The sequence below is a fragment of the Planktothrix agardhii genome, from assembly GCF_904830935.1.
In the GTDB taxonomy this organism is placed as follows: Bacteria; Cyanobacteriota; Cyanobacteriia; order Cyanobacteriales; family Microcoleaceae; genus Planktothrix; species Planktothrix agardhii.
In genome coordinates, this window is record NZ_LR882952.1 from 3,528,047 (window position 1) to 3,550,687 (window position 22,641).

20 protein-coding genes are annotated in these 22,641 nt (G+C 37.3%); 7 read left to right on the plus strand and 13 right to left on the minus strand.

What is annotated here, in order from left to right; all coding sequences use genetic code 11:
* Positions 1–6: 6 nt before the first annotated feature.
* The 3 genes from NMG88_RS16360 to menD all read right to left on the minus strand — a co-directional run bounded on the left by NMG88_RS16360 (position 7) and on the right by menD (position 2,815).
* Positions 7–138: a retroviral-like aspartic protease family protein gene (locus NMG88_RS16360; RefSeq protein WP_081846364.1), complete on the minus strand. Its 132-nt coding sequence runs from the start codon at positions 136–138 to the stop codon at positions 7–9.
* Between the two features lie 54 nt (positions 139–192).
* On the minus strand, positions 193–960 hold the full coding sequence (locus tag NMG88_RS16365; protein WP_042154017.1) for a YebC/PmpR family DNA-binding transcriptional regulator: 768 nt from the start codon (positions 958–960) through the stop codon (positions 193–195).
* 109 nt (positions 961–1,069) lie between these two features.
* Positions 1,070–2,815 (minus strand): 2-succinyl-5-enolpyruvyl-6-hydroxy-3-cyclohexene-1-carboxylic-acid synthase, encoded by a 1,746-nt coding sequence (gene menD / locus NMG88_RS16370; protein WP_042154016.1) that lies wholly within the window; start codon positions 2,813–2,815, stop codon positions 1,070–1,072.
* A 46-nt stretch (positions 2,816–2,861) separates the two neighbouring features.
* On the opposite strand from menD, the gene NMG88_RS16375 reads away from it, so the two are divergent.
* Together NMG88_RS16375 and NMG88_RS16380 are read left to right on the plus strand one after the other, a co-directional pair.
* The gene (locus NMG88_RS16375; RefSeq protein WP_042154014.1) at positions 2,862–5,540 is read left to right on the plus strand and encodes a trans-splicing intein-formed DNA polymerase III subunit alpha N-terminal partner DnaE-N; all 2,679 of its coding nucleotides are present in this window, start codon (positions 2,862–2,864) and stop codon (positions 5,538–5,540) included.
* 196 nt (positions 5,541–5,736) lie between these two features.
* Positions 5,737–6,594, plus strand: coding sequence for a DNA-methyltransferase (locus NMG88_RS16380; RefSeq protein WP_042154012.1), 858 nt, complete (start codon positions 5,737–5,739; stop codon positions 6,592–6,594).
* Positions 6,595–6,625: 31 nt separating this feature from the next.
* On the opposite strand, the gene NMG88_RS16385 is transcribed toward NMG88_RS16380, so the two are convergent.
* On the minus strand, positions 6,626–7,375 hold the full coding sequence (locus NMG88_RS16385; RefSeq protein ID WP_227350559.1) for a ScaI family restriction endonuclease: 750 nt from the start codon (positions 7,373–7,375) through the stop codon (positions 6,626–6,628).
* A 71-nt stretch (positions 7,376–7,446) separates the two neighbouring features.
* A complete protein-coding gene (locus tag NMG88_RS16390; RefSeq protein ID WP_042154008.1) occupies positions 7,447–8,769 on the minus strand; it encodes a D-alanyl-D-alanine carboxypeptidase in 1,323 nt (440 codons plus the stop codon).
* 179 nt (positions 8,770–8,948) lie between these two features.
* Between NMG88_RS16390 and NMG88_RS16395 the strand changes: the two genes are divergently transcribed.
* On the plus strand, positions 8,949–9,290 hold the full coding sequence (locus NMG88_RS16395; protein ID WP_026796408.1) for a histidine triad nucleotide-binding protein: 342 nt from the start codon (positions 8,949–8,951) through the stop codon (positions 9,288–9,290).
* A gap of 195 nt (positions 9,291–9,485) precedes the next feature.
* Complete coding sequence (psbA, locus tag NMG88_RS16400) at positions 9,486–10,568, plus strand: photosystem II q(b) protein (RefSeq protein WP_026787323.1); 1,083 nt, start codon at positions 9,486–9,488, stop codon at positions 10,566–10,568.
* Positions 10,569–10,686: 118 nt separating this feature from the next.
* Here psbA and NMG88_RS16405 read toward each other — a convergent pair whose 3' ends face one another.
* Positions 10,687–11,607 carry an NAD(+) kinase gene (locus NMG88_RS16405; protein WP_254035623.1) on the minus strand — a complete coding sequence of 307 codons (921 nt, stop codon included), beginning with the start codon at positions 11,605–11,607 and terminating at the stop codon, positions 10,687–10,689.
* A 104-nt stretch (positions 11,608–11,711) separates the two neighbouring features.
* Here NMG88_RS16405 and NMG88_RS16410 point away from each other — a divergent pair, with 104 nt between their 5' ends.
* Positions 11,712–12,413, plus strand: a complete 702-nt coding sequence (locus NMG88_RS16410) for a Uma2 family endonuclease (RefSeq protein WP_227397790.1) — start codon at positions 11,712–11,714, stop codon at positions 12,411–12,413.
* Positions 12,414–12,460: 47 nt separating this feature from the next.
* On the opposite strand, the gene NMG88_RS16415 is transcribed toward NMG88_RS16410, so the two are convergent.
* From NMG88_RS16415 to NMG88_RS16430, 4 genes are all read right to left on the minus strand, one after another.
* Complete coding sequence (locus tag NMG88_RS16415) at positions 12,461–13,957, minus strand: DUF1574 family protein (RefSeq protein WP_254035624.1); 1,497 nt, start codon at positions 13,955–13,957, stop codon at positions 12,461–12,463.
* A 313-nt stretch (positions 13,958–14,270) separates the two neighbouring features.
* The gene (locus NMG88_RS16420; protein ID WP_254035625.1) at positions 14,271–15,746 is read right to left on the minus strand and encodes a DUF1802 family protein; all 1,476 of its coding nucleotides are present in this window, start codon (positions 15,744–15,746) and stop codon (positions 14,271–14,273) included.
* A gap of 2 nt (positions 15,747–15,748) precedes the next feature.
* Positions 15,749–17,650 carry a P-loop NTPase fold protein gene (locus NMG88_RS16425; RefSeq protein ID WP_254035626.1) on the minus strand — a complete coding sequence of 634 codons (1,902 nt, stop codon included), beginning with the start codon at positions 17,648–17,650 and terminating at the stop codon, positions 15,749–15,751.
* A 43-nt stretch (positions 17,651–17,693) separates the two neighbouring features.
* On the minus strand, positions 17,694–18,395 hold the full coding sequence (locus tag NMG88_RS16430; protein WP_254035627.1) for a hypothetical protein: 702 nt from the start codon (positions 18,393–18,395) through the stop codon (positions 17,694–17,696).
* A 262-nt stretch (positions 18,396–18,657) separates the two neighbouring features.
* Between NMG88_RS16430 and NMG88_RS16435 the strand changes: the two genes are divergently transcribed.
* A complete protein-coding gene (locus tag NMG88_RS16435; protein ID WP_254035628.1) occupies positions 18,658–20,187 on the plus strand; it encodes a carboxypeptidase M32 in 1,530 nt (509 codons plus the stop codon).
* Here the strand turns inward: NMG88_RS16435 and NMG88_RS16440 are convergent, their stop codons facing one another.
* Together NMG88_RS16440 and NMG88_RS16445 are read right to left on the minus strand one after the other, a co-directional pair.
* Positions 20,188–20,889, minus strand: a complete 702-nt coding sequence (locus tag NMG88_RS16440; protein WP_042153997.1) for a helix-hairpin-helix domain-containing protein — start codon at positions 20,887–20,889, stop codon at positions 20,188–20,190.
* 24 nt (positions 20,890–20,913) lie between these two features.
* The gene (locus NMG88_RS16445) at positions 20,914–21,261 is read right to left on the minus strand and encodes an NINE protein (RefSeq protein ID WP_227397784.1); all 348 of its coding nucleotides are present in this window, start codon (positions 21,259–21,261) and stop codon (positions 20,914–20,916) included.
* Positions 21,262–21,838: 577 nt separating this feature from the next.
* Between NMG88_RS16445 and NMG88_RS16450 the strand changes: the two genes are divergently transcribed.
* The gene (locus NMG88_RS16450) at positions 21,839–22,036 is read left to right on the plus strand and encodes an NblA/ycf18 family protein (RefSeq protein ID WP_027255584.1); all 198 of its coding nucleotides are present in this window, start codon (positions 21,839–21,841) and stop codon (positions 22,034–22,036) included.
* A gap of 144 nt (positions 22,037–22,180) precedes the next feature.
* On the opposite strand, the gene NMG88_RS16455 is transcribed toward NMG88_RS16450, so the two are convergent.
* Complete coding sequence (locus tag NMG88_RS16455) at positions 22,181–22,633, minus strand: hypothetical protein (protein WP_193372727.1); 453 nt, start codon at positions 22,631–22,633, stop codon at positions 22,181–22,183.
* Positions 22,634–22,641 lie beyond the last annotated feature (8 nt).

Consider the following 22,641-nt stretch of genomic DNA (forward strand, 5'->3'; position numbering starts at 1 on the left):
TCGGAACTAATAATAAACTTCCTTATGATTGATTTTTATTTGATTAGCTAACTGTTTAGAAATAAAAATAGTATCAGCACCCGTATCTAATAGAAACGTAAACGGCCCTTGATCATTAATTTTAAGCGAGGCTAACATCACTCCCAAACGACTTTTTAAGGGGATAGCTTATGATCAAAGGAGTCAAGCATTTCATTCATTATAAAGAGCTTGATAACAAGCATCAGATAGTTCAAAGTTTGCCGTTACATTCTGGATGTCATCTAAATCATCTAAACCATTCATTAACTTCATTAGCAATCGGGCTTTTTCAATATCATTAACTTCAATGATATTATTAGGAATCCAACGCCATTCCGCCTCGACAACATAAAATTTATGTTCCCTTAAAACTTGGCTTAACTGTTCTAAATTCGTAATTTCTGTATAAACTTCTGCCCCATCGGTATCATTAACAGGCGTTAATTCATAGGATTGGGCTTCTGCTTCTACGAGGGTTTCCAGAAGTTTTTCTTCATCAATTGGCCCGGTTAAGGTAACAACACCTTTCTGGTCAAACATCCAACTTACACATCCGGTTTCCCCCAAATTACCGCCATTTTTACTAAAAGCCACTCGTAAATCCGCCGCCGTCCGGTTGCGGTTATCCGTGAGTCCTTCAATTAAAATCGCCACGCCCCCGACCCCATAGCCTTCATAACGAATAAATTCTAACTCGGAAGCTCCAGCCCCCAGTTTCCCCGCCCCTTTTGCGATCGCTCGTTCAATATTATCATTGGGAATTGCCGCCGCTTTTGCCTTTTCAATCGCAGTTCGCAATTGAAAGTTTCCCGCCGGGTCGCCTCCTTGACGCGCCGCCACAATAATTTCCCTGGAAATTTTTGCGAACACTTTACCTTTTACCGCGTCTACTCTCGCTTTTTGGCGTTTAATATTCGCCCACTTACTATGTCCAGCCATACTTACACAAAATTACAGCAACATTTATAAGACGAAGGATAATAGTTGTAGCCCTAATAATAGCATCCCCATAGAGTGAAATTTGGCAACTCCAGCAGAAACCGGGTTTCTAAAATTGTTTTAAATATTTTTGTCGCCATTGGGTATCAGTTTTACGATTTGTTGGTATTTCTAAGATTCTAATACCTGTTTGGGGGAGAGGATTTAATTTTTGTTGCAGTTGTTCCCAAGATTGGATTTGTTCATACCCAATATTATAGGTTACTGCTAATTGAGCAAAATTAATATTTTGAGGGGTAGTAAAATATTCCTCAAAGGGAGGATCAAATTGAGAAATTGGCAACATTTCAAAAATTCCCCCGCCATTATTATTAATTAAAATAATAGTTAAATGTCCGATAAATTTATTTCTGATTAAAAATCCATTGGTGTCATGAAGTAAGGCTAAATCCCCTGTTAATAAAATACTGCTTTGCTGATAATGGGCAATTCCTAAAGCAGTTGATAGGGTTCCATCAATGCCATTTGCCCCTCGATTAAAAAAGGGTTGAATGTTTGAATTATTCGGACACCAAAAAAACTCTACATCCCTCACGGGCATACTATTAGAAATAAAAATTGGTGTATTTTTAGGTAAAATTTGAGAGAGTAACCAAGCGACTTTAGGTTCTATCAATGATTGAGTTAGATTTAGTTTTTTATCAATATTATTTCTGGATTGAGTTTCTAATTCATACCAATAATTAGCATATAAATTAGATTGATCTAAATGAATTTTTTTAGGATTTTTAGCTGGATCAATTTGTTTTGATAGTTGTTCTACTGATATCCTGAGATGGGTAGTTTTTCCATGTAATCCATCTAGGTTTTGATAACTAGGATCTAGGATAAAACAATCTGGTTGTTGTTGTTCTAACCAATTTCTTAGGGTTTTACTGGTGGGTAAATCTCCTATTAAAATCACAACTTGAGGGGTGAGTTTTTCTGCTAAGGTTGGATTTCTTAGAATTAAATCATAGGTTGAAATTAAATAGGGATTGAGGTTATAATAATTCCTAACGGGGGATAATCCCTCGGCTAAAACGGGATAATTTAAGTGTTGAGAAAGATGGGCGATCGCTTGACAATAAACCTCTGGATTTTCAGGTTGAGCTACTCCGGCAACAATAATTCCTTGAGAATAATTATACCATAGTTTCAAATAATTAGATATATCAATATTAGAGAAAATTTGAGTTTTTGATAGATTTATTTTAGCAAAAAAATCATCAGGAAATATGGCTTTTAATGCTTCTGTTTCTGGTTGAAATACCGGGTGTAAAGGATTGCGAAAGGGAATATTCAGATGGACAACGCCGGAAATAGGAAATTGCGATCGCTCCCAAGCATAAATTAAGGTTTGTCGCAAATAACCTAACAATCCTAAATCCAAACTGGGAATGCTTAATTCCGCTTGCCAGTTGGGATAATTCCCATATAATTTAACTTGATCAATGGTTTGTCCTGCATGACAATCTCGTAATTCAGGGGGGCGATCTGCTGTTAAAATTAATAGAGGAACTCGACTTTCTTTAGCTTCTATAATAGCAGGATAAAAATTGGCTGCTGCGGTTCCAGAAGTACAAACTAAAACCGTCGGCAAACCCGATTTTTTGGCAATTCCTAGGGCAAAAAAAGCAGCCGAACGCTCATCTAAAATTGGGATAGTTTCAATGCTATAATGTTGAGCAAAAGCAATAGTTAAAGGGGTAGAACGGGAACCGGGACAAAGAATAGCAGTTTTTAATCCTAATTGGGCCAAAGTTTCTACTAATACAGAAGCCCAAACTGTGTTAATATTACGGAAGTCAATCATTTTATCTGAATTAATTTTAAGTTTAATTTAACTAAGGGACTCAACCATGTCTTTTGTAGGTTTACATATTCATAGTGATTATAGTTTACTGGATGGGGCATCACAATTACCCCAATTAATTGACCGAGCATTAGAGTTAGGAATGTCTGCGATCGCTATCACCGATCACGGCGTTATGTATGGGGCGATTGAGTTAATTAAAACCTGCCGAAATAAAGGAATAAAACCCATTATTGGCAATGAGATGTATGTAATTAATGGTGATGTTAAAGTTCAGGATGAGAAGAATAAGAAACGAAGAAAATATCATCAAGTGGTCTTAGCTAAAAATAGCCAAGGTTATAAAAACTTAGTTAAATTAACCACTATTTCACACCTGGAAGGGTTTCAAGGAAAAGGCATTTTTGCACGTCCCTGTATTAATAAAGAACTATTAGAACAATATCACGAAGGGTTAATTGTTACCAGTGCTTGTTTAGGGGGAGAAATTCCCCAAGCAATTTTACAAGGGCGTTATGATGTCGCGCGGGAAGTCGCTCAATGGTATCAAAGGGTATTTGGAGAAGATTTTTATTTAGAAATTCAAGATCATGGTTCTCCAGAAGATCGGATGGTAAACGTTGAAATTGTTAAAATTAGTCGAGAATTAAATATTAAAATTATTGCAACAAATGACTCCCATTTTATCTCCTGCAATGATGTGGAAGCCCATGATGCCTTACTTTGTATTAATACTCAAAAATTAATTAGTGAAGAAAAAAGGATGCGCTATAGCGGTACAGAATATTTAAAATCTGCCGAAGAAATGGGGCAATTGTTTCAAGATCACCTACCTAATGATATCATTCAAGAAGCGATTAATAATACCGTAGAAGTTGCTAATAAAGTTGAACCCTATAAGGGCATTTTGGGAGAACCTCGTATCCCTGACTATCCAATTCCACCCGATCATACGGCGGATACTTACTTAGAAGAAGTTACCTGGAAAGGGTTACTACAAAGAATGAATGCTAAAACCAGAAGCGAGATTAAACCTGTTTATAAAGAGCGCTTAGAATATGAACTAAAAATGATGCAACAGATGGGGTTTTCTACTTATTTTTTAGTGGTTTGGGATTATATTAAATTTGCCAGAGATAACAATATTGCCGTTGGGCCAGGACGAGGTTCGGCTGCGGGATCATTGGTCGCTTATGCTTTAAAAATCACCAATATTGATCCAGTTTATCATGGTTTATTATTTGAAAGATTTTTAAATCCTGAACGGAAATCTATGCCTGATATTGATACGGATTTCTGTATTGAAAGACGAGATGAAATGATTAAATATGTTACTGATAAATATGGAGACGATAAGGTAGCCCAAATTATTACTTTTAACCGCATGACTTCTAAAGCTGTGTTAAAAGATGTCGCCCGGGTATTAGGAATTTCCTATAAAAATTCGGATAAAATGGCTAAATTAATTCCGGTTTCACGGGGAAAACCAGCCCGTTTGAAAGTGATGATTTCAGATCAAAGTCCCGCGCCGGAATTCAAAGAAGCCTATGATAACGAAGATGTTGCTATTCATAATGATGCCGGGGATGAAGTTGGAACAATTAAAGTTAAACAATGGTTAGATATGGCAATTCGGATTGAAGGTACGAATAAAACCTTCGGAGTTCATGCAGCGGGTGTGGTGATTTCCAAACAGTCTTTAGACGAAATTGTTCCCCTACAACGGAATAATGATGGGGCGGTAATTACTCAATATTATATGGAGGATTTAGAAGCCGTTGGGCTATTAAAAATGGACTTTTTAGGCTTGAAAAATTTAACCATGATTCAAAAAGCCGTTGATTATATTGAACAAAAACATCACTATAAAATTGATCCTGAAAAACTTCCTTCTGATATTGAAAGAAAAGCCCAAGATGCCTATAAAACCCATAAAAAGTTACCTGAAGATGTGCAGAAAACTTATAAATTACTGGAAAAAGGAGATTTAGATGGCATCTTTCAGTTAGAATCTTCTGGAATGATGGATATTGTTAAAAAACTCAAACCTTCCTGTTTAGATGATATTTCTTCTATTTTAGCGCTGTATCGTCCGGGGCCCTTAGATGCGGGTTTAATTCCACAATTTATTGATCGTAAACATGGACGGGATGAAATTAGCTATGATCATCCACTGTTAGAGCCAATTTTAAAAGAAACCTATGGAATTTTATGTTTTCAAGAACAAATTATGAGATTAGCTCAAGATTTAGCGGGCTATTCTTTAGGTCAAGCCGATTTGTTAAGACGAGCGATGGGAAAGAAAAAAGCCGAAGAAATGAATAAGCAACGGGAGACATTTATTGATGGAGCAACTAAAAATGGAGTTCAGCAAAAAATCGCCGAAAAACTGTTTGAACAGATGCTTCAATTCGCGGAATATTGTTTAAGTTATGATACAGAAATTTTAACCGTTGAATATGGGTTAATACCCATTAGTAAAATTGTTGAGGAAAAAATAGAATGTACAGTTTATACTGTTAATAATCAGGGTTATGTCTATACTCAACCGATTGCTCAATGGCATAATCGAGGAGAACAAGAAGTTTTTGAATATTACCTAGAAGATGGTTCAGTTATTCGAGCGACAAAAGATCATAAATTTATGACTGTTGAGGGTCAAATGTTACCTATTGATGAAATTTTTGAAAAAGAGTTAGACTTACAACAGATTAATTTTAATTAAAATCTATAACTAAGTTCCCAAACAAGTCATAATAGAAGCATGGGGTTTTCCATGGCTTTTGTAACGTGATGCAGTCGCCATATATATAAGCAAGTTTAGCATATTTTAGAAAAATCATTACTGCTTTTGATACAAAATTTAATTATTTTGCTATAATTAGATTGATTCAATTTTTTCTATATCCTCAAGGCAAGAAATGAATTTAACTGAAGTGATTGAAATTTTGGGTGAACCTTATTATAAATCAAATACTTGCTTGATTTATAATTTAGATTGCTTAGAAGTCTTAAAAAAGATTCCTTCTGATAGCTTACAATTAACTGTTACAAGTCCTCCTTATAATATTGGGAAAGAATATGAAGAATGTCTGCCTCTCAATAAGTATTTAAGCTGGTGTATAGAATGGATTCAAGAAATTTATCGAGTAACTAATCCTAATGGGGCATTTTGGTTAAACTTAGGTTATACTTCTATTCCTGGTGTTGCTAAGGCAATTCCGATTCCTTATTTACTATGGGATAAAATACCTTTTTATTTGATTCAAGAAATTATTTGGAATTATGGAGCAGGAGTTGCTGGAAAAAAATTCTTTTCACCTAGAAACGAAAAATTTCTCTGGTATGTCAAAGATCCTAATAATTATATTTTTAATTTAGATGATATTCGAGATCCTAATGTCAAATATCCGAATCAAAAGAAAAATGGTAAAATTAAAGTTAATCCATTAGGAAAAAACCCGACGGATGTTTGGTCATTTCCTAAAGTAACATCCGGTAAAAATCGCGCATCTAAAGAACGAACTTCTCATCCGGCACAATTTCCCATTACTGTTATCGATCGGATTATTAAAGCATCTTCTTATGAGGGAGATTTAATTATAGATCCTTTTTTGGGTTCTGGAACAACTGCGATCGCAGCTTTAAGTTTAAATCGTCAAGTAATTGGTTTTGAAATTAAACCCGAATATTGTGAAATTGCAACTCAAAGAATACAAAATTATTTAGAAGAAATAAATTTTATACAAACTTCATTGTTGCCTCTGATTTATAATTAAGGGATAAATCTGGTAACGAATATTTATTATATTAACTCAATTCTAAATCTTCAAGTTTTTGTTTAAATTTTAGCAATTTTTTATTAACTCCTTGATAATTTTCTAACTCTCTAACTGTCTTAATTCCTTCATCTTCAAATATTTTTGCTGTTTTTCCCCCAATACCTTTGAGTAGGGTCACAGGAGTATTTAACCGATATTCTCCAGCAATAGGAATCAATTTATAGGTGTAAATTTCTTCACTCAAACCTGCCGATTGACCTGATTCTGATGATTGTGCTTTCCAATCTGAATGATCAATCCAACCAAATCTGATCAAATTGATTATCCGATCATAAAAATTAACAGTGATATAATAACCCGATTTTTCTTTTTTAGCTAAATCAGGATTTTCCACTGATTTTCCATAACTGCGATTTCCGAAAATTTTCAAACCAAGTTGACCTGATGTTTTGATCTCAATAGAATACAATTGATCTGAAATATAAACTAGATCTTTTTCTTCTTTACTAACACCACCCCTCCACAGTTGAGGTTCTCTCTTTTGTAATTCCTTCGCAAATAACTTTTCAAAAAAGTAACCAACAACCATGGCAGGGACATCTAAACTATAAAGTGGAATTGCTAATTCACCTTCTCCAATTGTTGTTTGCCATAAAATATCCCAACTTTTCAAAGCAATTTCTCTAATCACTTCTAAATGAAGCGGATGATTTTCAATTAACTCTTGTGTTTTGGATTTCCATTGCTCAATACTTAAACCTTCATAGGGTGAAGTCATTAAATTTTTTATTCCTTATTCAAACGTTAAAAAGTTGATGTGTCACATCTAAATACCTGATATCTGATGATTTATGAAGAAGGTGCAACCGTTTGTACTAAAATCTGATTACGAGTTGAATCACCAATACCCGGACGACGACCATCAATATGAGGTTGAATTAATTCGGGTAAGCTATCAGGAGAACCCCATTTACTCACTAATTGCTGTAATAATAAATCTTGATCCGCTCTTAACCCATCTAAATTTGTGCCTCGATTAATAATAGCAAACCAAACTAAACCGCGATCGCGAGTTGGTAGAACTCCTGCTAAGGCACTCACGTCTGATAATGTTCCAGTTTTAACAGGAGAAGAAACCGGAATTTTTCGATCTTCTAATGTACCTTGGGTGTCGATTCCGGCAATAGGAAATAAATCGGCAACGGTAAGATTTGTATCTTGTAAATATCGAGCTAAAGCCATAAACATTCCGACAACTGCCCTCGGAGAAATTTGATTTTCCGGTTCTAAACCCGAACCATTAATCAACCGGATTTCATCTATGGGAACTCCCGCCGCTTGTGATGCTAATTGTCTAACATTCGCAGCCCCGCCCACATTTGCCGCTAAAATTTCAGCCATGAGATTATTACTATAAATATTCATTTGTTTAATAATTTCAACTAAAGCTAAAGACTGATGACGAATAATTGGGGTTGAATTCACAGCCCCAGTTTGAGCAATAATATTTCCTGAAATCACAACTTGAGGTTTAGCGGTTCCCGGTGTCATCCGAGAATGCTGACCAATAATTTCTTCCTTCCAAGATTGGGAATTAAATGCCTCTTTTAATAATTGACCCACTTTCATCGGATCAACTTCATAATTCATATAAAAACGATCCGTAATAATTAAATTACCCGCGACCCCGCGAATTCCCATTTGATTTAAACTATTTCCCAAAGCGATCGCTTCTTCCCAAATAAAAAACGGATCACCATTCCCCGTAACTACTAAATCTCCCTGTACCACCCCCCCAACAATTGGCCCAGTCACCCCTAGAATCGTCTCAAACCGATGTTCAGGGGGCCAAACCTGGAGGGATGCCAAGGAAGTCGCTATCTTCGTTAGAGAAGCGGCTGGCAGGGGTGTAGTGCCGGAATTTTTCGCCAAAGGAACCCAACTTGACTGTACCCAAACCCCCTGGACATCCTGGGAAAGTCCCTTAGCCGATAACCGATTCAAATATTGCTGTACCACTGCTTCTGCAACGGGATCAGGCTGTTGGGGAAACACCACCTGAGATAACTCCGTTTCCAAGTTCTCCAATACAGAATTATTGAGTTCCGCCCGATCCATCCCCGCCATTTGCAACCAAACACTAACTAATCCCGAACTCAAAATATCAATCATATTCAAATGCTAAACACTATCAAACAAACCAGTATTACATGGAACAGGACTTACGCAGATGCGCCATGCGTAGCGTAGCTCTGTATAGAAAATTGTTAATATCTCCTAAATTGTCTAAATACCTCAGCTAAGAGCTTAAATTAAATAGGAGTGTAATTTTTTCACCCCAGGATCAACCTATGGCTGATACGATTTTTAACAAAATAATCCGTCGGGAGATTCCGGCTGATATTGTTTATGAGGATGATTTGTGTCTGGCTTTTCGGGACATTGCCCCCCAAGCCCCGGTTCACATCCTGGTTATTCCTAAAAAAACTATTCCGCAACTGGCTGATGCTACACCGGAAGACCATGCACTGATGGGACATCTACTGTTAAAGGTGAAACAGGTTGCTCAGGACGCGGGACTAGACGGTGGCTATCGAGTTGTGATTAATACTGGCGAAGATGGCGGACAAACTGTAGATCATCTTCATTTTCATATTCTTGGTGGTCGTCAACTGCAATGGCCTCCTGGTTAAACTCTTTGGGCGAGGCAATCTCGCCCCACCCCGATATAGCAGAAATCAAAATATAAGATTTCCTGATTACATAGATTGGGAAAAATTTTATTAAAACCTCTTTACAAAACGCAATCATCTGTGTCATATTAGTAATCAAGGTAGAAAAACAACTACCGACGAACCTCGACAAATACATAGCAATACATACCTAACATGACAACCACGATTCAGCAGCGCGAAAGCGCCTCCATCTGGGAACGGTTCTGTAACTGGGTGACATCCACCAACAACCGCATTTATATCGGTTGGTTCGGAGTCCTGATGATCCCCACCTTATTAACCGCCACCATCTGCTACATCGTCGCCTTCGTCGCGGCTCCCCCCGTAGACATCGATGGTATCCGTGAACCCGTAGCTGGTTCGCTGTTATACGGAAACAACATCATCTCCGGTGCAGTTGTTCCTTCCTCTAACGCCATCGGTTTACACTTCTACCCCATTTGGGAAGCAGCCAGCTTAGATGAGTGGCTGTACAACGGAGGCCCTTACCAGTTAGTGATTTTCCACTTCCTGATTGGGATTCTGTGCTACATGGGACGGGAATGGGAACTCTCCTACCGTTTAGGGATGCGTCCTTGGATCTGCGTCGCCTACTCTGCACCAGTTGCAGCAGCAGCCGCCGTGTTCCTGATCTACCCCATCGGTCAAGGTTCATTCTCTGATGGTATGCCTTTAGGTATCTCTGGAACCTTCAACTTCATGTTAGTGTTCCAAGCCGAACACAACATCTTAATGCACCCCTTCCACATGTTAGGAGTTGCTGGAGTCTTTGGTGGTAGCTTATTCTCCGCCATGCACGGTTCTTTAGTTACCTCTTCCTTAGTTCGTGAAACCACCGAAACCGAGTCACAAAACTACGGTTACAAATTCGGTCAAGAAGAAGAAACCTACAACATCGTTGCAGCCCACGGTTACTTTGGTCGTTTAATCTTCCAATATGCCAGCTTCAACAACAGCCGTAGCTTACACTTCCTGTTAGGCGCATGGCCTGTAATCGGAATTTGGTTCACCGCTTTAGGTGTGTCCACCATGGCATTCAACCTGAACGGTTTCAACTTCAACCAGTCAATCATCGACTCTACCGGTCGCGTGATCAATACCTGGGCTGATGTGTTAAACCGCGCTAACCTGGGTATGGAAGTAATGCACGAGCGCAACGCTCACAACTTCCCCTTAGACTTAGCTTCTGGTGAATCTGCTCCTGTGGCTTTGATTGCTCCTCAAATCAATGGTTAATTTTTAACCTAAATAATACAAAAGACGCTCTCCGAAAGGGGGGCGTTTTTTGGCGTTTATCACTATAATCCTATATTTCTCACTCGCAATCATTATTTATCAGAGTCTCCTATTCACTTCAATTCCGATGATTATTAATATGTCGAATTCTTGCCCCAGCCCATTGTAATTTTTCTCTTAGTGTTTGATAAAACGAATAATTTTCCCGCAGAATAATAAACTTTGCCTCACAATTTGCCATGGAAACATCCACCCGTTGACCCGGCCAAATAGAGGTTGCTAATACCCCATCCATCCAGAGTTTTGTATCATGTTCCGTGTCAGCCAATGGCCAAACACTAACAACAGAACCCGCAGGTAAAACAATCGGGCGACTGGATAAACTTAAAGGACAAATGGGGGTAACACTAATTGCTGCCATTCCGGGGTGCAAAATCGGCCCTCCGGCGGAGGTATTGTAACAGGTGGAACCACTGGGAGTTCCCACAATTAAACCATCTCCTTGATATTGATCAACGACTTCTCCATCCACTTCCATCTCTAAAAATGATGTGGGCATTCGATAGGCGGAAGCGGGTTTGATACACATTTCATTTAAGGCTAAAAAGCGATCGCTCACGGGTTCTAAATTAGTTCGACTTCCTTCATAAACCATCGCTTGTAACATCACCCGACTTTGCAACGCATAGCGATCTTCAAAAAGTCGATCAATGACAAGTTCACTATTTTCAACATCTTCAAAAGATTCGGTTAAAAATCCTAAATGTCCCCCCACATTTGCCGCTAAAATGGGAATACCTTCCGGGGCTAAATGTCGGGCTGCGGCTAAAGCTGTGCCATCCCCACCCAAGACAATTGCTAAATCAATTGAAACATTACGAGAAGCGAGAAAAACCGGATAGGGGTTATCTTTGGCTCCACTGGGCCCCATTAAAACATGACATCCGCGCTTTTCTAAATATTGAGCATATTGTTCTGCCCAGCGTTTGCTTAACGGATCTCTAGCTTTATGGGCGATAATTACCTGTTTAATTTCCATGATACTATCCCATTATTTCTGACAGTCTTGTTATTATTATCCCTGATCTGTCGCCAAAATTAGATAAATTGATTACAATAGATTGATAGAGCTAAAATAAAGTTATGGTTCAACTACAACCTCTGCTATCTTCTGATATTATTTACCCAGAAAGTGACGGTAAACCAATGGCTGATAATACAAAACAATTCCGTTGGATTGTTATTATTAAACAGAATTTAGATCAACTTTATACCAATGATCCGAATGTATTTGTCGCCGGAGATTTGTTTTGGTATCCCGTTGAAGGACGCAATACAATTGTGCAAGCACCGGATGTTATGATTGCTATGGGTAGACCAAAAGGAGATCGCCCATCCTATAAACAATGGCAAGAAGATGGAGTTTCTCCCCAAGTTGTATTTGAAATTCTTTCTCCTTGTAATTCTCAAACGGATATGGAGAAAAAGCTATTATTTTATGATCGTTATGGAGTAGAAGAATATTACATCTATGACCCGGACAGGAATCAATTTAAAGGGTGGTTACGTCGGGAAATGGGCTTAGATGTGATTGAAGAAATTAACGTTTGGGTGAGTCCCCGTTTAGGTATTCGCTTTGATTTATCGGGGGAAGAATTGCAAATTTATCGTCCCGATGGTATCCCCTTTTTATCCTATCAGGAAGTTAGCGAACAATTAGCACAGGAACGCCAACGGGCTGAACAAGAATATCAACGGGCTGAAAATGCTCAACAAAGATTAGCAGAAATGGAAACAGTATTGCAACAATACCGCGATCGCTTTGGTGATTTACCCTCTGAATAATTCCTGGGAGAAAACAGGGTTTTTTAATACAATAAACCCTGTTTATTTTATCTAACACTAGGCCAAGGAATAGTCGGGTTAGTGGCAATTTCCCTCGCGACTAAACTGGCTCCATAGCGGTTTAAATGGCTCGGATCAACAAAATATTGATATTGCCTTAATACTTTTTCGGATAAGTTGATAAAAATAAAGCTATATTCCTGAGATAACTGTTTCATTTGTCGATTAAATTCGACTTCATAAGACCAACGAACAGAATCTAAATAATCATCTGTGATCGGTAAATTGACAAAGACTAATTGAATGTTATTAGAACTCGTAAATGCCACAACTGAATCAAAGGCTCTGGCCTGTTCTCCTCCTAAATTAAATCCTCGATAATCGCCATCATAGGTTCCCGAAACATAGGGTTTTTGTTGATAATAGGTATTGGGATTAAACCGAATAGATAGGGGTAAAAATCCATTGGCTTCAATGGCATCTAAAGAAACAAGAGTAGCAGAAAAATTAAGTTTTGAAGCACGATAGAATAAATTCTGATAGTTAGATGGGTTATTCTTCGGTGAATTATCAGCTAAATCATAATCATTTTTTTTAATAAAATTAGAAGTTTTAAACTGAAATTTAGAGTTATCTTTATGTTTACAAGAGTTGGGTAATTGATAACATTTGGTTTGAAAATTTGGTTCAGCTTTAGCTAATTGGGGTCGAATGCCAGCAGCTATTTTTTGATGGGCTTGGGAAGCCATAATTGCCTCAAAGGTTCGATCAATTCGACCACTATTAAACGCTCGAACTCCATCGGCCCAAATTATCAATTTAGGCAATTGTTCTGGGGTTAAAACTTCTCTTAAAATATAATCGACCACTTGCGCTGTTGCACCATTCACCCCAAAGTTAAAAATTCTTAGATTTTGATATCCTTTTTTAGCTAAAACTTGCTGCATTTGTGCGGGGTCAACTCCTTGTAAAGCGCGAGAACTTCCCACAATTAAAATATCAGGTTTGCCCACGGTACTCAAATAAGATAAATATAATTTTAATTGTTGATCTAAGGGTTCACTATCAAAACTAGGAAACTGGGAAACCGAACCCGAACGCGCGGCTTGCTGTTGAGAATAGGTTAAATTTCTCATATATTCAACCACTTTCTTTTCAGCAAAAGTGCGTCTAGGACTATTAATAGGAACCGCTTGCATCCACGCCACTGCCTGTAACCATAGGCGGGCAACTTCATCCCAATCGGATTGAGATTGAGCGGTTTGGGCTAAATTAGAGGCTTGTAGGGCAAATTTAACCGATTCATCAAAGGGATTTTCTTCGATACAAGTTTGAGATTTAGCAGGATTTTGAGAGATTAAATTTTCTGGTTTTCCTGATATTTTATTCTGATTCAACTGCTTAGTATTAGGGGTGACAGAAGCGGCGATCGCAGTTTGGGAACCAACAGAAGGTTGAGAGGATTCTTTTGATGAACACCCAATCGTTAATATTATCAGAGGAACTATCGCCATTACCCCAATATTTATACGGGTTGATCTCATGAATAGGCTTAATATAGACAATAGACTCATAGCAATTGTTAGCTGGAATTAGATGATTTCGGTTAATCGGGATTTCTCTTGTCCGATTATAAATCAAAATGTTCCTGTTAACGAATGAAAAAATAATAACTTGATCAATTATTATTGGTTTTGATACTAAATGGAACTATTGAGCCGTACCTTAACTCACTAATTAATTTATTTCCGGTGAAGGGGATGACATCGGGGGGGAGGAAATCAAGGTTAATGGGGAAGTTACTGGATGTTCTGGCGTAGTTCATAGTCAAGCTAATGGGTTTGATGTCAACCTGCTTTACGAATTGTAATCAAAACCTTGGCTTTGGTCTACTATGAGTTCTCTTAGATAATAAAACTGATCATCGGCTGTGCGTCCTAAGTAACCTGTTAGGGGTGAAGACAGTTCAATCAGGATTTCTTTTAATTGTTCACGTTCTAAGGGTTGTGGGGGATTAGAGAAGGAATAAGCCCCGATCACATTATCTAAATTGATAGGTTGATTGGATTTTTTAAACAGTTGAATAATATGCGATCGCAATTTTAAACGATTAACTACAATTTCAATATATTCGTCTATTTTAGCATCTATTTGTCCGGCTTGTAAATACTTTTTGAGTTCAATTAAGTTAACTGAACCCGGATATTGAGCTTGGAGTTTAACGAGCTTTTCTAATGTTTCAGGATTAATAATTGTCATACTATGTACTTTTGCTGCCTTGTTCAGTTGTTGAGTAGGTTCACCAGGGCCTATAATTAATTTAATGGTGTCTTTGAGCAGTTTTTCATCATTTAAACGCAGTGTTCCTAAATTTAAGAGTTGAACTGCTGTATCATTGGGGATTTTTCTCCCAGCTTTACATTCTCCAACTAATGGATAGGGTTGTGAACAAAATAAGTCTAATCCACCTGCACCTCCTTTATGAGCATAGTCTATAGTAAAACCTAAAAATTCTAAACTTTGTTTGACAATATTCTCAAAGTCTGTTCCGGCTTGATAGTTGCTTTTGCCTTCATCTTGTTCTTTACTTCGGTTTCCGAATGCTGCTATTTCATTAATCCAATTTAAGCTGGAATCATTGGTTAAATTGGCAGGTTTTGAAGTTTTCCAACCTAAGAGTTGATGAATATTGGCTTGTAAAAGGTTTAAACCGAGTTGTTCTTCCTGAGATAAAGAGTTAGTTTGAAACTGGGCGATCGCTGTTTCTAATTCTTCTAATTCAGGATGTTCTGGGGGTTGACGGTTGAGAATTTTTCGATATAGATGTTCAAATTTATTATCATCTAAAATCGGATTTGTTTCTGTTACCGTAATAGAATGGGGTAAAGGGACAAATCGAGCATTAGTTAAAGGCGACATTGTTATCGGTTCAGGAAGTTTATAAACCCGAAGATAAGTTAAAAAAATGTTTCCTCGCTGTTGTAAGAGGGCTTTTAATCCTTCCTCCGTCCAAAGGGTTACTTTAGATAACTTAGTCAAATCTTCGGGATCGTTTACTTGAGAACAGTTGTGACATTTACCCCAAAGCTTAATTTCAACTTCATCAGAATTTATTTCATCTAAAACAGTTTTACAAGTTGACAAAAAACTTGATTTATAGTATTCCTCAACTGGAAATAAATTCAACAAAGTATTAACGGGATAAAGGGCGAATGATCTCCCCAAATACATATCAACATGAGTAATAATGGTGATCATTCTGCCCTGACTTAAGGCAACAATATCAGGATATGGCACTGATAAAGCATTATCAAGCGAAATAGAGTTATACATTTTTAAAACCCAGATAAATCAATATCATTTTCTGATTCATAGCCGTTATTTTCTGATTCAGATGATAACATTAGAGGTTCCTCCATACTCACATCATCAGGAACTTGGTATGAAGGATCACTCAAAATTTCTCGAAGTAATGGATTACTTTCACCCAAATTATACTTTGCTCCTTTTTCATGAATAAATTTTAAGATTTCTTCTTCTGTTAATTGATAATCAACGCTACGCTTTTGATGAACTGCACGAATCGCAATTAACGGTTTAATTTCTTCTTCTTTAAGTTCTACATATTCTCCCCCTTGACGAATTAAAGGTTGTAGATAAGTTGCTTCCATATAGCCAGTAATTTTTTTAGTTTTAGAACGCACTAAACACCCTCTTGTAATCTCAATTGAATAATCTTGAGGAGCAATAAGCCTTTTAAACCCTGCTCCTAGCGCGTGACCGCCATCATACTGAAGCACTGCTACACCAATTGCTATATCTTTCTCATCCTGTTTTCCTATAATTTTAAAATTCAGAAAACCATCTTTAGATTCTTTTCGTTTTAAACGCCGTACCTGATCTGTAACTCCTTCAACAAAAATACCTTCAATCGTTTTACCAATTAAACTTTTGCATCCGAAAAGCAAAGCGTCAGCAATCAAATAATTATCATCAATTGAGCTTTCTACATCTTGCTTCATTTCATCATCAAATGCCTGTTTTACTGGATCTTCAGGAGGGGGAGAGACGGGCGATATTTTGCTAGGCAAACTTTTTTTGCATAAATTCAAAACTTCTCTTACTGTACTAGATTTACTTTTACCTAAATTTCTAAGTTCCTTTTCGTCAAAAGGATAAAGAGGATCATGGGAGACTAAATTTTTACTGGTGTAAAAATCTGATAAACGCATTTTTACTAATTCAATTGCTGCATTCTCATCCACAAACTTTAAACTGAGTGGATCGTCGCTATAACTAGAAATTTTATGCAAAGGAAAGTTTGTTAGGGTTTTAATCTTATCTTTCCAAACATTAGGTAACATAACACTTAAAATAATACCTCGTTCCAGGTTTTCAAAGAGTTCTTTAATTAATCCCGCAACAAACTGTACTCTTGCATATCCTAAATCTGGATCTTGATCAACGATATTATCTAATTCATCAAAACAAATAACAAGCTGATTATATTCGCTAATCAAATCTAAAATCTGTAAAACAGCATCAAAAGATAAGTTTTGAGGAGGCAAGCCTAATTCTACTGTTTTATGTTGAGCTAATTCTTGACCCCCTAGCCAATTATTAGCATACAAAACTTGCTCTAAAGAAAGTGTCCAAAATATACATCGAATAATATCAGGGTTCAGATTAGGATATTTTGTTGATTTTAATTGACAAAAAGATTTGGTCAATTTAGATATCAAGCCTTTAGCTTTTTTATCAGAATTTGTTACTTTATCTACTAATTCCTGTGCAGAGTAAATTCTGATCTTGTTTTGAATAAAAGTTTCATTCGCCATATTAGTAGCGAGTTCCTGCCATTGTCTAACATCCTGACTTCCTTGTTGATTTAAACTATCTGCAATGGTTTTTTGGAACCCATGTTTAATATTTTTTAAATCCCCATACTTATTTGCGTACATAAATAAAGCTCCACCTTGAGATTTTAGGCGATGTCGAATCCGACTAATAATATGGGATTTTCCCGTTCCATATTCTGCTGTAATCACAATTGATGTTTTATAGTTTTGTTGTAAAGTTTGGAAAACAGCATCAGACGCATGAGCATTCAGAAAAGCCACATCTGGGAACTCTTGTTGCCAGATATTTTGATAAGTTACAGTCACTTCATTAAAAGGATTGTGACTCAGTAGGGCATGGTTTAAATCTTTGATTGAGGAAGTTTGAGGATTAGACATAATGACTGGTACAAGGTAAAGGAACAAAAAAAATGAATATTTATTAGGCTTCTAAACGTTTGGTGTAGTAACGCATAGCTCCTAATTCGGTTTGAATAGAATCTTCAACTTTGTCAGGTGTACTATCGGTCATTTCACCCCCAATCAGTTGAAAAATATCATCAGCTTGCATTTCTAACATCCATTCATTGAACTGTGAACGACTAACCTGATCACCGATAGTCCGACGGATGCGATAAATCGGGACTAAGTTATCATAGTTATAATCTTTATTTAATTGATCATACACTTGAAGGGCGATCGCTTTAAACTCCTCATAAGAAGCGATGGTAACTTGTTTAACAGATGTTAGAGGAATTCCTCCTTGATGCAGTTCTCGAATTAACGCAATTAACCCATTGGCTAACCGAGCCGCCACAACCGTTGCATCAAAAACAAAGTCAGGATTTATTAACGAATCAATTAATATTTGTTTTCCGGTATCGGTGAGTGATACCATAGGCGTTTGATTTTGCTTATAAATTTTGATGACATCCGCCGCTTGCAGTTCGTCGTAAAGACTTTGAGAAACACCAACATTTTTCCCCTTGCGTTTTTGCTTAACTTTACTCGTCAATTCACTTTTTTTAACCGTTCCCTCAGTACAACTCATTGCCCATAATGTCAAGAGTAAACGAGTTTTTTCAACGGTTTCAGTCGCAGAAGAAATAGAACTAGAAGCATCTATAGAAGGTGTGGATGACATATTATTGATGACAGGATTGAATAAACCGATCAAATTTTACATCAAATGGGGATTAATTAAAAGTAAAAATGTTCATTTTAATGAGTACAAATCCGTATATTCTCGTAGAGTTTATAAAATCTTGATACCAAGGTTGATGGATTTCCAGGCTTTTGACATTGACGGGACATTTTTCTTAAAATAATTCTGTGGATTGATCAATATCTGTCCAACATCGACTAAGCTGTTCTTAAATTAGACCATCCGATTTATCGGTTTCCTCATGTCCGTTTCTTCCTCTCCAAACCCCAAATACACAGAACTACTTAATCGCCTCACGGAGATTAACGATATTAAATCGGCAATTTCCCTGTTGTATTGGGATCAAGCCACCTATATGCCGCCTGGGGGTGCTCCGGCCAGAGGGCGACAAATGGCCACATTACGCCGCCTCGCCCATGAAAAATTCACCGATCCCGTTTTGGGAGAACTCTTGGAGGACTTACGGACGGAGGAAGCTAACCGTCCCTATCCCTCCCTAGAAGCCAGTTTAATTCGTGTCACCCGTCGAGATTATCAGCGAGCGGTACGGGTTCCTTCAAAGCTGATGGCACAGATATCCCAGCATCAATCCTCCTGCTATGATGCCTGGGCTAAAGCACGAGAAGCCCAAAATTTTGCTATTGTTCAACCTTATTTAAAAACCACTTTAGAATTGAGTCAGGAATATGCCTTGTGTTTTCCAGGGTATGAACACATAGCCGATCCCTTAATTGATCAACAGGATCAGGGGATGACGGTGGCAAAGGTGCGATCGCTATTTGAACCTCTGCGTGAACAATTAGTTGCGATCGTAGAAACTCTCGGTAGTTGTGTTCCGTTAAATGACTCTTGTTTATATCAAAATTTTTCTCCTAAAGAACAACTTAAGTTTAGTATTGGGGTAATTCAATCTTTAGGTTATGACTTAAATCGAGGACGTCAAGACAAAACCCTACATCCGTTTATGACGAAATTCTCGATTGATGATGTGAGAATTACTACCCGTGTTTATGAACACCATCTGGAACAAGCGTTATTTAGTACCATCCATGAAGCGGGTCATGCTCTCTATGAACAAGGAATTGATCCCCGATTAGAAGGAACTCCCTTAGCGGGGGGTGCTTCCTCTGGTATGCACGAAAGCCAAGCTCGTTTATGGGAAAATGTCATCGGTCGCAGTCGCGGGTTTTGGGAATGGTTTTATCCCCGGTTACAGGGGGTGTTTATGCGGCAGTTAGGACAAGTTACAACTAATCAGTTTTATCAAGCAATTAATAAAGTTACTCCTTCTTTAATTCGTACCGATGCCGATGAAGTTACCTATAATTTACATATTATGATTCGGTTTGATTTAGAGTTAGCAATGTTGGAGGGAAAATTAGCTATTTCTGATTTACCTGAAGCTTGGAATGAGCGATATAAAAAAGATTTAGGGGTGATTCCAACAACAGATATTGAGGGCGTATTACAGGATGTGCATTGGTATATTGGACTAATTGGGGGAATGTTTCAAAGTTATACGTTAGGGAATTTAATGGCGGCTCAAATTTATCATACTATCATTAGTTTTGATCCTGAAATTCCCTTTGAAATTGAACGGGGAAATGTGAAGCGGTTATTAGAATGGTTGCAACAAAATATTTATCAACATGGTCGAAAATTTACCACATCAGAATTAATGGAACAGGTGACGGGTTCTCCCCTGAAAATTGATCCATTTATTCATTATCTGCATAATAAATATGAATATCTCTACAATTGTAAATTTTAATTACAAAAGATGTCGATATAAATGTAAGGGGAGTTCTGTCCGTTTTTTAAAATCCAGAAAAGATTTATAACTCCCACGCTTTTTACGTTCTAAAACAACGATTTTAGCCGCGTTGATATGGAGTCCTAAACTCACTAATTCATCTATGGATAAAACATTTAACCGTCGCCAGGAATGATGAATCTCTTTGTTCATATCAAAACCAAATGAAACTAGAGGTTCAATGTGTGTTAAAGTAGCTTCAGGAATCCCAATTAATTCTGAAAGTTCTTCTAAACTCGTGAAATTATAGCCTTCCCGTTTCATTTCTTCAATTTCATTGGCATAAACAATCGGTAAATCTAAGCCATGAACTAATTCATGTTTAGAACAATTATTGATATCAATTTTGTCTCGATGTTTAGCAATTAATTTAATCAGGTTGGATTCATTGGATTTGGTTAAAGAATTAGGATAGGTTTTAGCTAGAAATTCTTTTTTTAGGGCAATCGCCGTGGCAATTTGAGCAATCCAAATGATTCCACTTAACGAACTATTTGATAAGATAAAAGCCGTCGCTACAAACCCTAAACCGATGTAAACCCAGGATTGAGTTTTAGTTTTACTTCCCGCATAGACAATGGCTAATCCTCCTAATACGGGAAATAAAGACCAGTATAACCACTGCGGGGTTTTCTGAAACCATTGGGATAGATTAGACACCTTGAATGTCACTCCTATTAATATTTACAATTCATTTAATAATTTGCGACGTTTTTCTTCATATTCTTCGGCAGTAATCGCATCTTGATCATAGAGTTTTTTCAGTTGAGAAATGGCGATCGTAACATCTTCTCGAGAATGACTCCCCCTTAAAACTGCGGTATTTATACCCGGATTAAATCTAGCATCAAAGGTTTGATCAGACATTAATAATAAACTCATAAAATCAAAGAAGGCGAGAATAGCAGGAATAAAAGTCCAGGAAAATAAAAAATAGAGAATTCCGCCAAAATTTTCCCCTAAATAAAACTTATGAATTCCAAATGCACCTAAAAAGAAAGCGAGTAAAGCGGCTAAAAATTTATTTTTCATGAGGTATTCTCCTGAATTTAAAATATTCAAAAGACTAATCAAAGTCAAATCAGTAGGAATTAGAGATCGATTTTACGAGTTGGGATTTTGGAAAGCCTAGCTATCATAAAGTATAACAAAACTATAGAAGTTTGTACTTCTATGAGTGTTAAATATCCTTTCACAAAAATATTAGAATCCCAAGTCGAATTGAAATAGAAAATTAGAAGACCCAGCACACCGTAGGACAGGAAACGGAATCGACTCCACAAGGGCTTGGGTTGATTAGTCTTAGAAAGAGTCATCTTTAATTACACATCCTTATGAGTCAAATATAAAAAATCTATAAGATTTTCAAATCCTCTATATTACTTTAACACATCTATATTAAAGGATTCCGTAATTAATAAGTTTTCAATTCCCTTTGAGTCTTGGGATCTCTAGCCGTTGTTGTGAAAACTCGTATCCTGTGCTACACCATCTCTAAAAATATTTGCTATCTTCATAACAACACATATCTTCTTAGAGGGTAGTGGACAATTTGTCAAATACTTGTTACACTTGTTAATAATACTGGAGAACCCGTAAGGAGTCACCCATGAACCAACCCGCAGAATTATCTCTTGAGCAACAATTCAACCTCACCTCCTTCAAGATGCAAGTCGGTCAAATGAGTCCAGAACAGGCTCAGGAGTTTTTGATTAATCTCTATGAACACATGATGGTCAGAGAAAATATGTATCAACATTTTCTCAAACACCATTGGGGACTCGAACCAAATTTTGCTCAGGAGTAGACCTTGAAACTATTGCAGTCGGCGACCTCTATCTTTCACTTCTTTCCGTTGATCGGAAACAAGTTAAGGTAATGGGGCGTCAAACTGATGAGGTCGAATGACTTGGGGTTAAATTGATATTCAAGATCAACCCTGAACTCCTATTTATGATTTACGTTCTAGGGTCGCTTCCACCACACTGATTAAATTTAGGGAATGGCCCGCCATGATTGCACTGCAATAATAGTAGTGATTAGAGTCAACTTTTCTCAGGGTTTCAAAACCATTCCGACGTTGACGTTCATCTCCTAAAACTCGATAACGTTGGACAATTGATTCGGGGCTAATTAAACCTTCGCCTTCAATTTTTCCAAGTTGACTATGTTGTAAAACAAAGGTATATTCTCTTTCATTACCATCTAATCTTCCCCGATACTGTAAAATAATATCTTCGCGATCGCTATTGGGGAAAACTAATTTTGTCACCATACTGAACCAGTCGCTTTGATGCCAAGCAACCACTGTTTTTCCGCGAATGGCAATTGGTATTTCGCCTCGGTCGATCCAATTTCCTTCTAATAACCATTGACCAGATTCCATCAAAAATGTGTGAGCCACAGTGCCAC

Excerpts from the sequence above, each read along its gene's own strand:
- NMG88_RS16380 (WP_042154012.1), top strand. The coding sequence starts at position 5,737 with ATGAATTTAACTGAAGTGATTGAAATTTTGGGTGAACCTTATTATAAA.
- NMG88_RS16425 (WP_254035626.1), bottom strand. The coding sequence starts at position 17,650 with ATGTCTAATCCTCAAACTTCCTCAATCAAAGATTTAAACCATGCCCTA.
- NMG88_RS16450 (WP_027255584.1), top strand. The coding sequence starts at position 21,839 with ATGAACCAACCCGCAGAATTATCTCTTGAGCAACAATTCAACCTCACC.
- NMG88_RS16365 (WP_042154017.1), bottom strand. The coding sequence starts at position 960 with ATGGCTGGACATAGTAAGTGGGCGAATATTAAACGCCAAAAAGCGAGA.
- NMG88_RS16420 (WP_254035625.1), bottom strand. The coding sequence starts at position 15,746 with ATGTATAACTCTATTTCGCTTGATAATGCTTTATCAGTGCCATATCCT.
- NMG88_RS16445 (WP_227397784.1), bottom strand. The coding sequence starts at position 21,261 with ATGAAAAATAAATTTTTAGCCGCTTTACTCGCTTTCTTTTTAGGTGCA.
- NMG88_RS16410 (WP_227397790.1), top strand. The coding sequence starts at position 11,712 with ATGGTTCAACTACAACCTCTGCTATCTTCTGATATTATTTACCCAGAA.
- psbA (WP_026787323.1), top strand. The coding sequence starts at position 9,486 with ATGACAACCACGATTCAGCAGCGCGAAAGCGCCTCCATCTGGGAACGG.
- NMG88_RS16405 (WP_254035623.1), bottom strand. The coding sequence starts at position 11,607 with ATGGAAATTAAACAGGTAATTATCGCCCATAAAGCTAGAGATCCGTTA.
- NMG88_RS16390 (WP_042154008.1), bottom strand. The coding sequence starts at position 8,769 with ATGATTGATATTTTGAGTTCGGGATTAGTTAGTGTTTGGTTGCAAATG.
- NMG88_RS16415 (WP_254035624.1), bottom strand. The coding sequence starts at position 13,957 with ATGAGATCAACCCGTATAAATATTGGGGTAATGGCGATAGTTCCTCTG.
- NMG88_RS16385 (WP_227350559.1), bottom strand. The coding sequence starts at position 7,375 with ATGACTTCACCCTATGAAGGTTTAAGTATTGAGCAATGGAAATCCAAA.
- NMG88_RS16435 (WP_254035628.1), top strand. The coding sequence starts at position 18,658 with ATGTCCGTTTCTTCCTCTCCAAACCCCAAATACACAGAACTACTTAAT.
- NMG88_RS16360 (WP_081846364.1), bottom strand. The coding sequence starts at position 138 with ATGTTAGCCTCGCTTAAAATTAATGATCAAGGGCCGTTTACGTTTCTA.
- NMG88_RS16430 (WP_254035627.1), bottom strand. The coding sequence starts at position 18,395 with ATGTCATCCACACCTTCTATAGATGCTTCTAGTTCTATTTCTTCTGCG.
- NMG88_RS16395 (WP_026796408.1), top strand. The coding sequence starts at position 8,949 with ATGGCTGATACGATTTTTAACAAAATAATCCGTCGGGAGATTCCGGCT.
- NMG88_RS16375 (WP_042154014.1), top strand. The coding sequence starts at position 2,862 with ATGTCTTTTGTAGGTTTACATATTCATAGTGATTATAGTTTACTGGAT.
- menD (WP_042154016.1), bottom strand. The coding sequence starts at position 2,815 with ATGATTGACTTCCGTAATATTAACACAGTTTGGGCTTCTGTATTAGTA.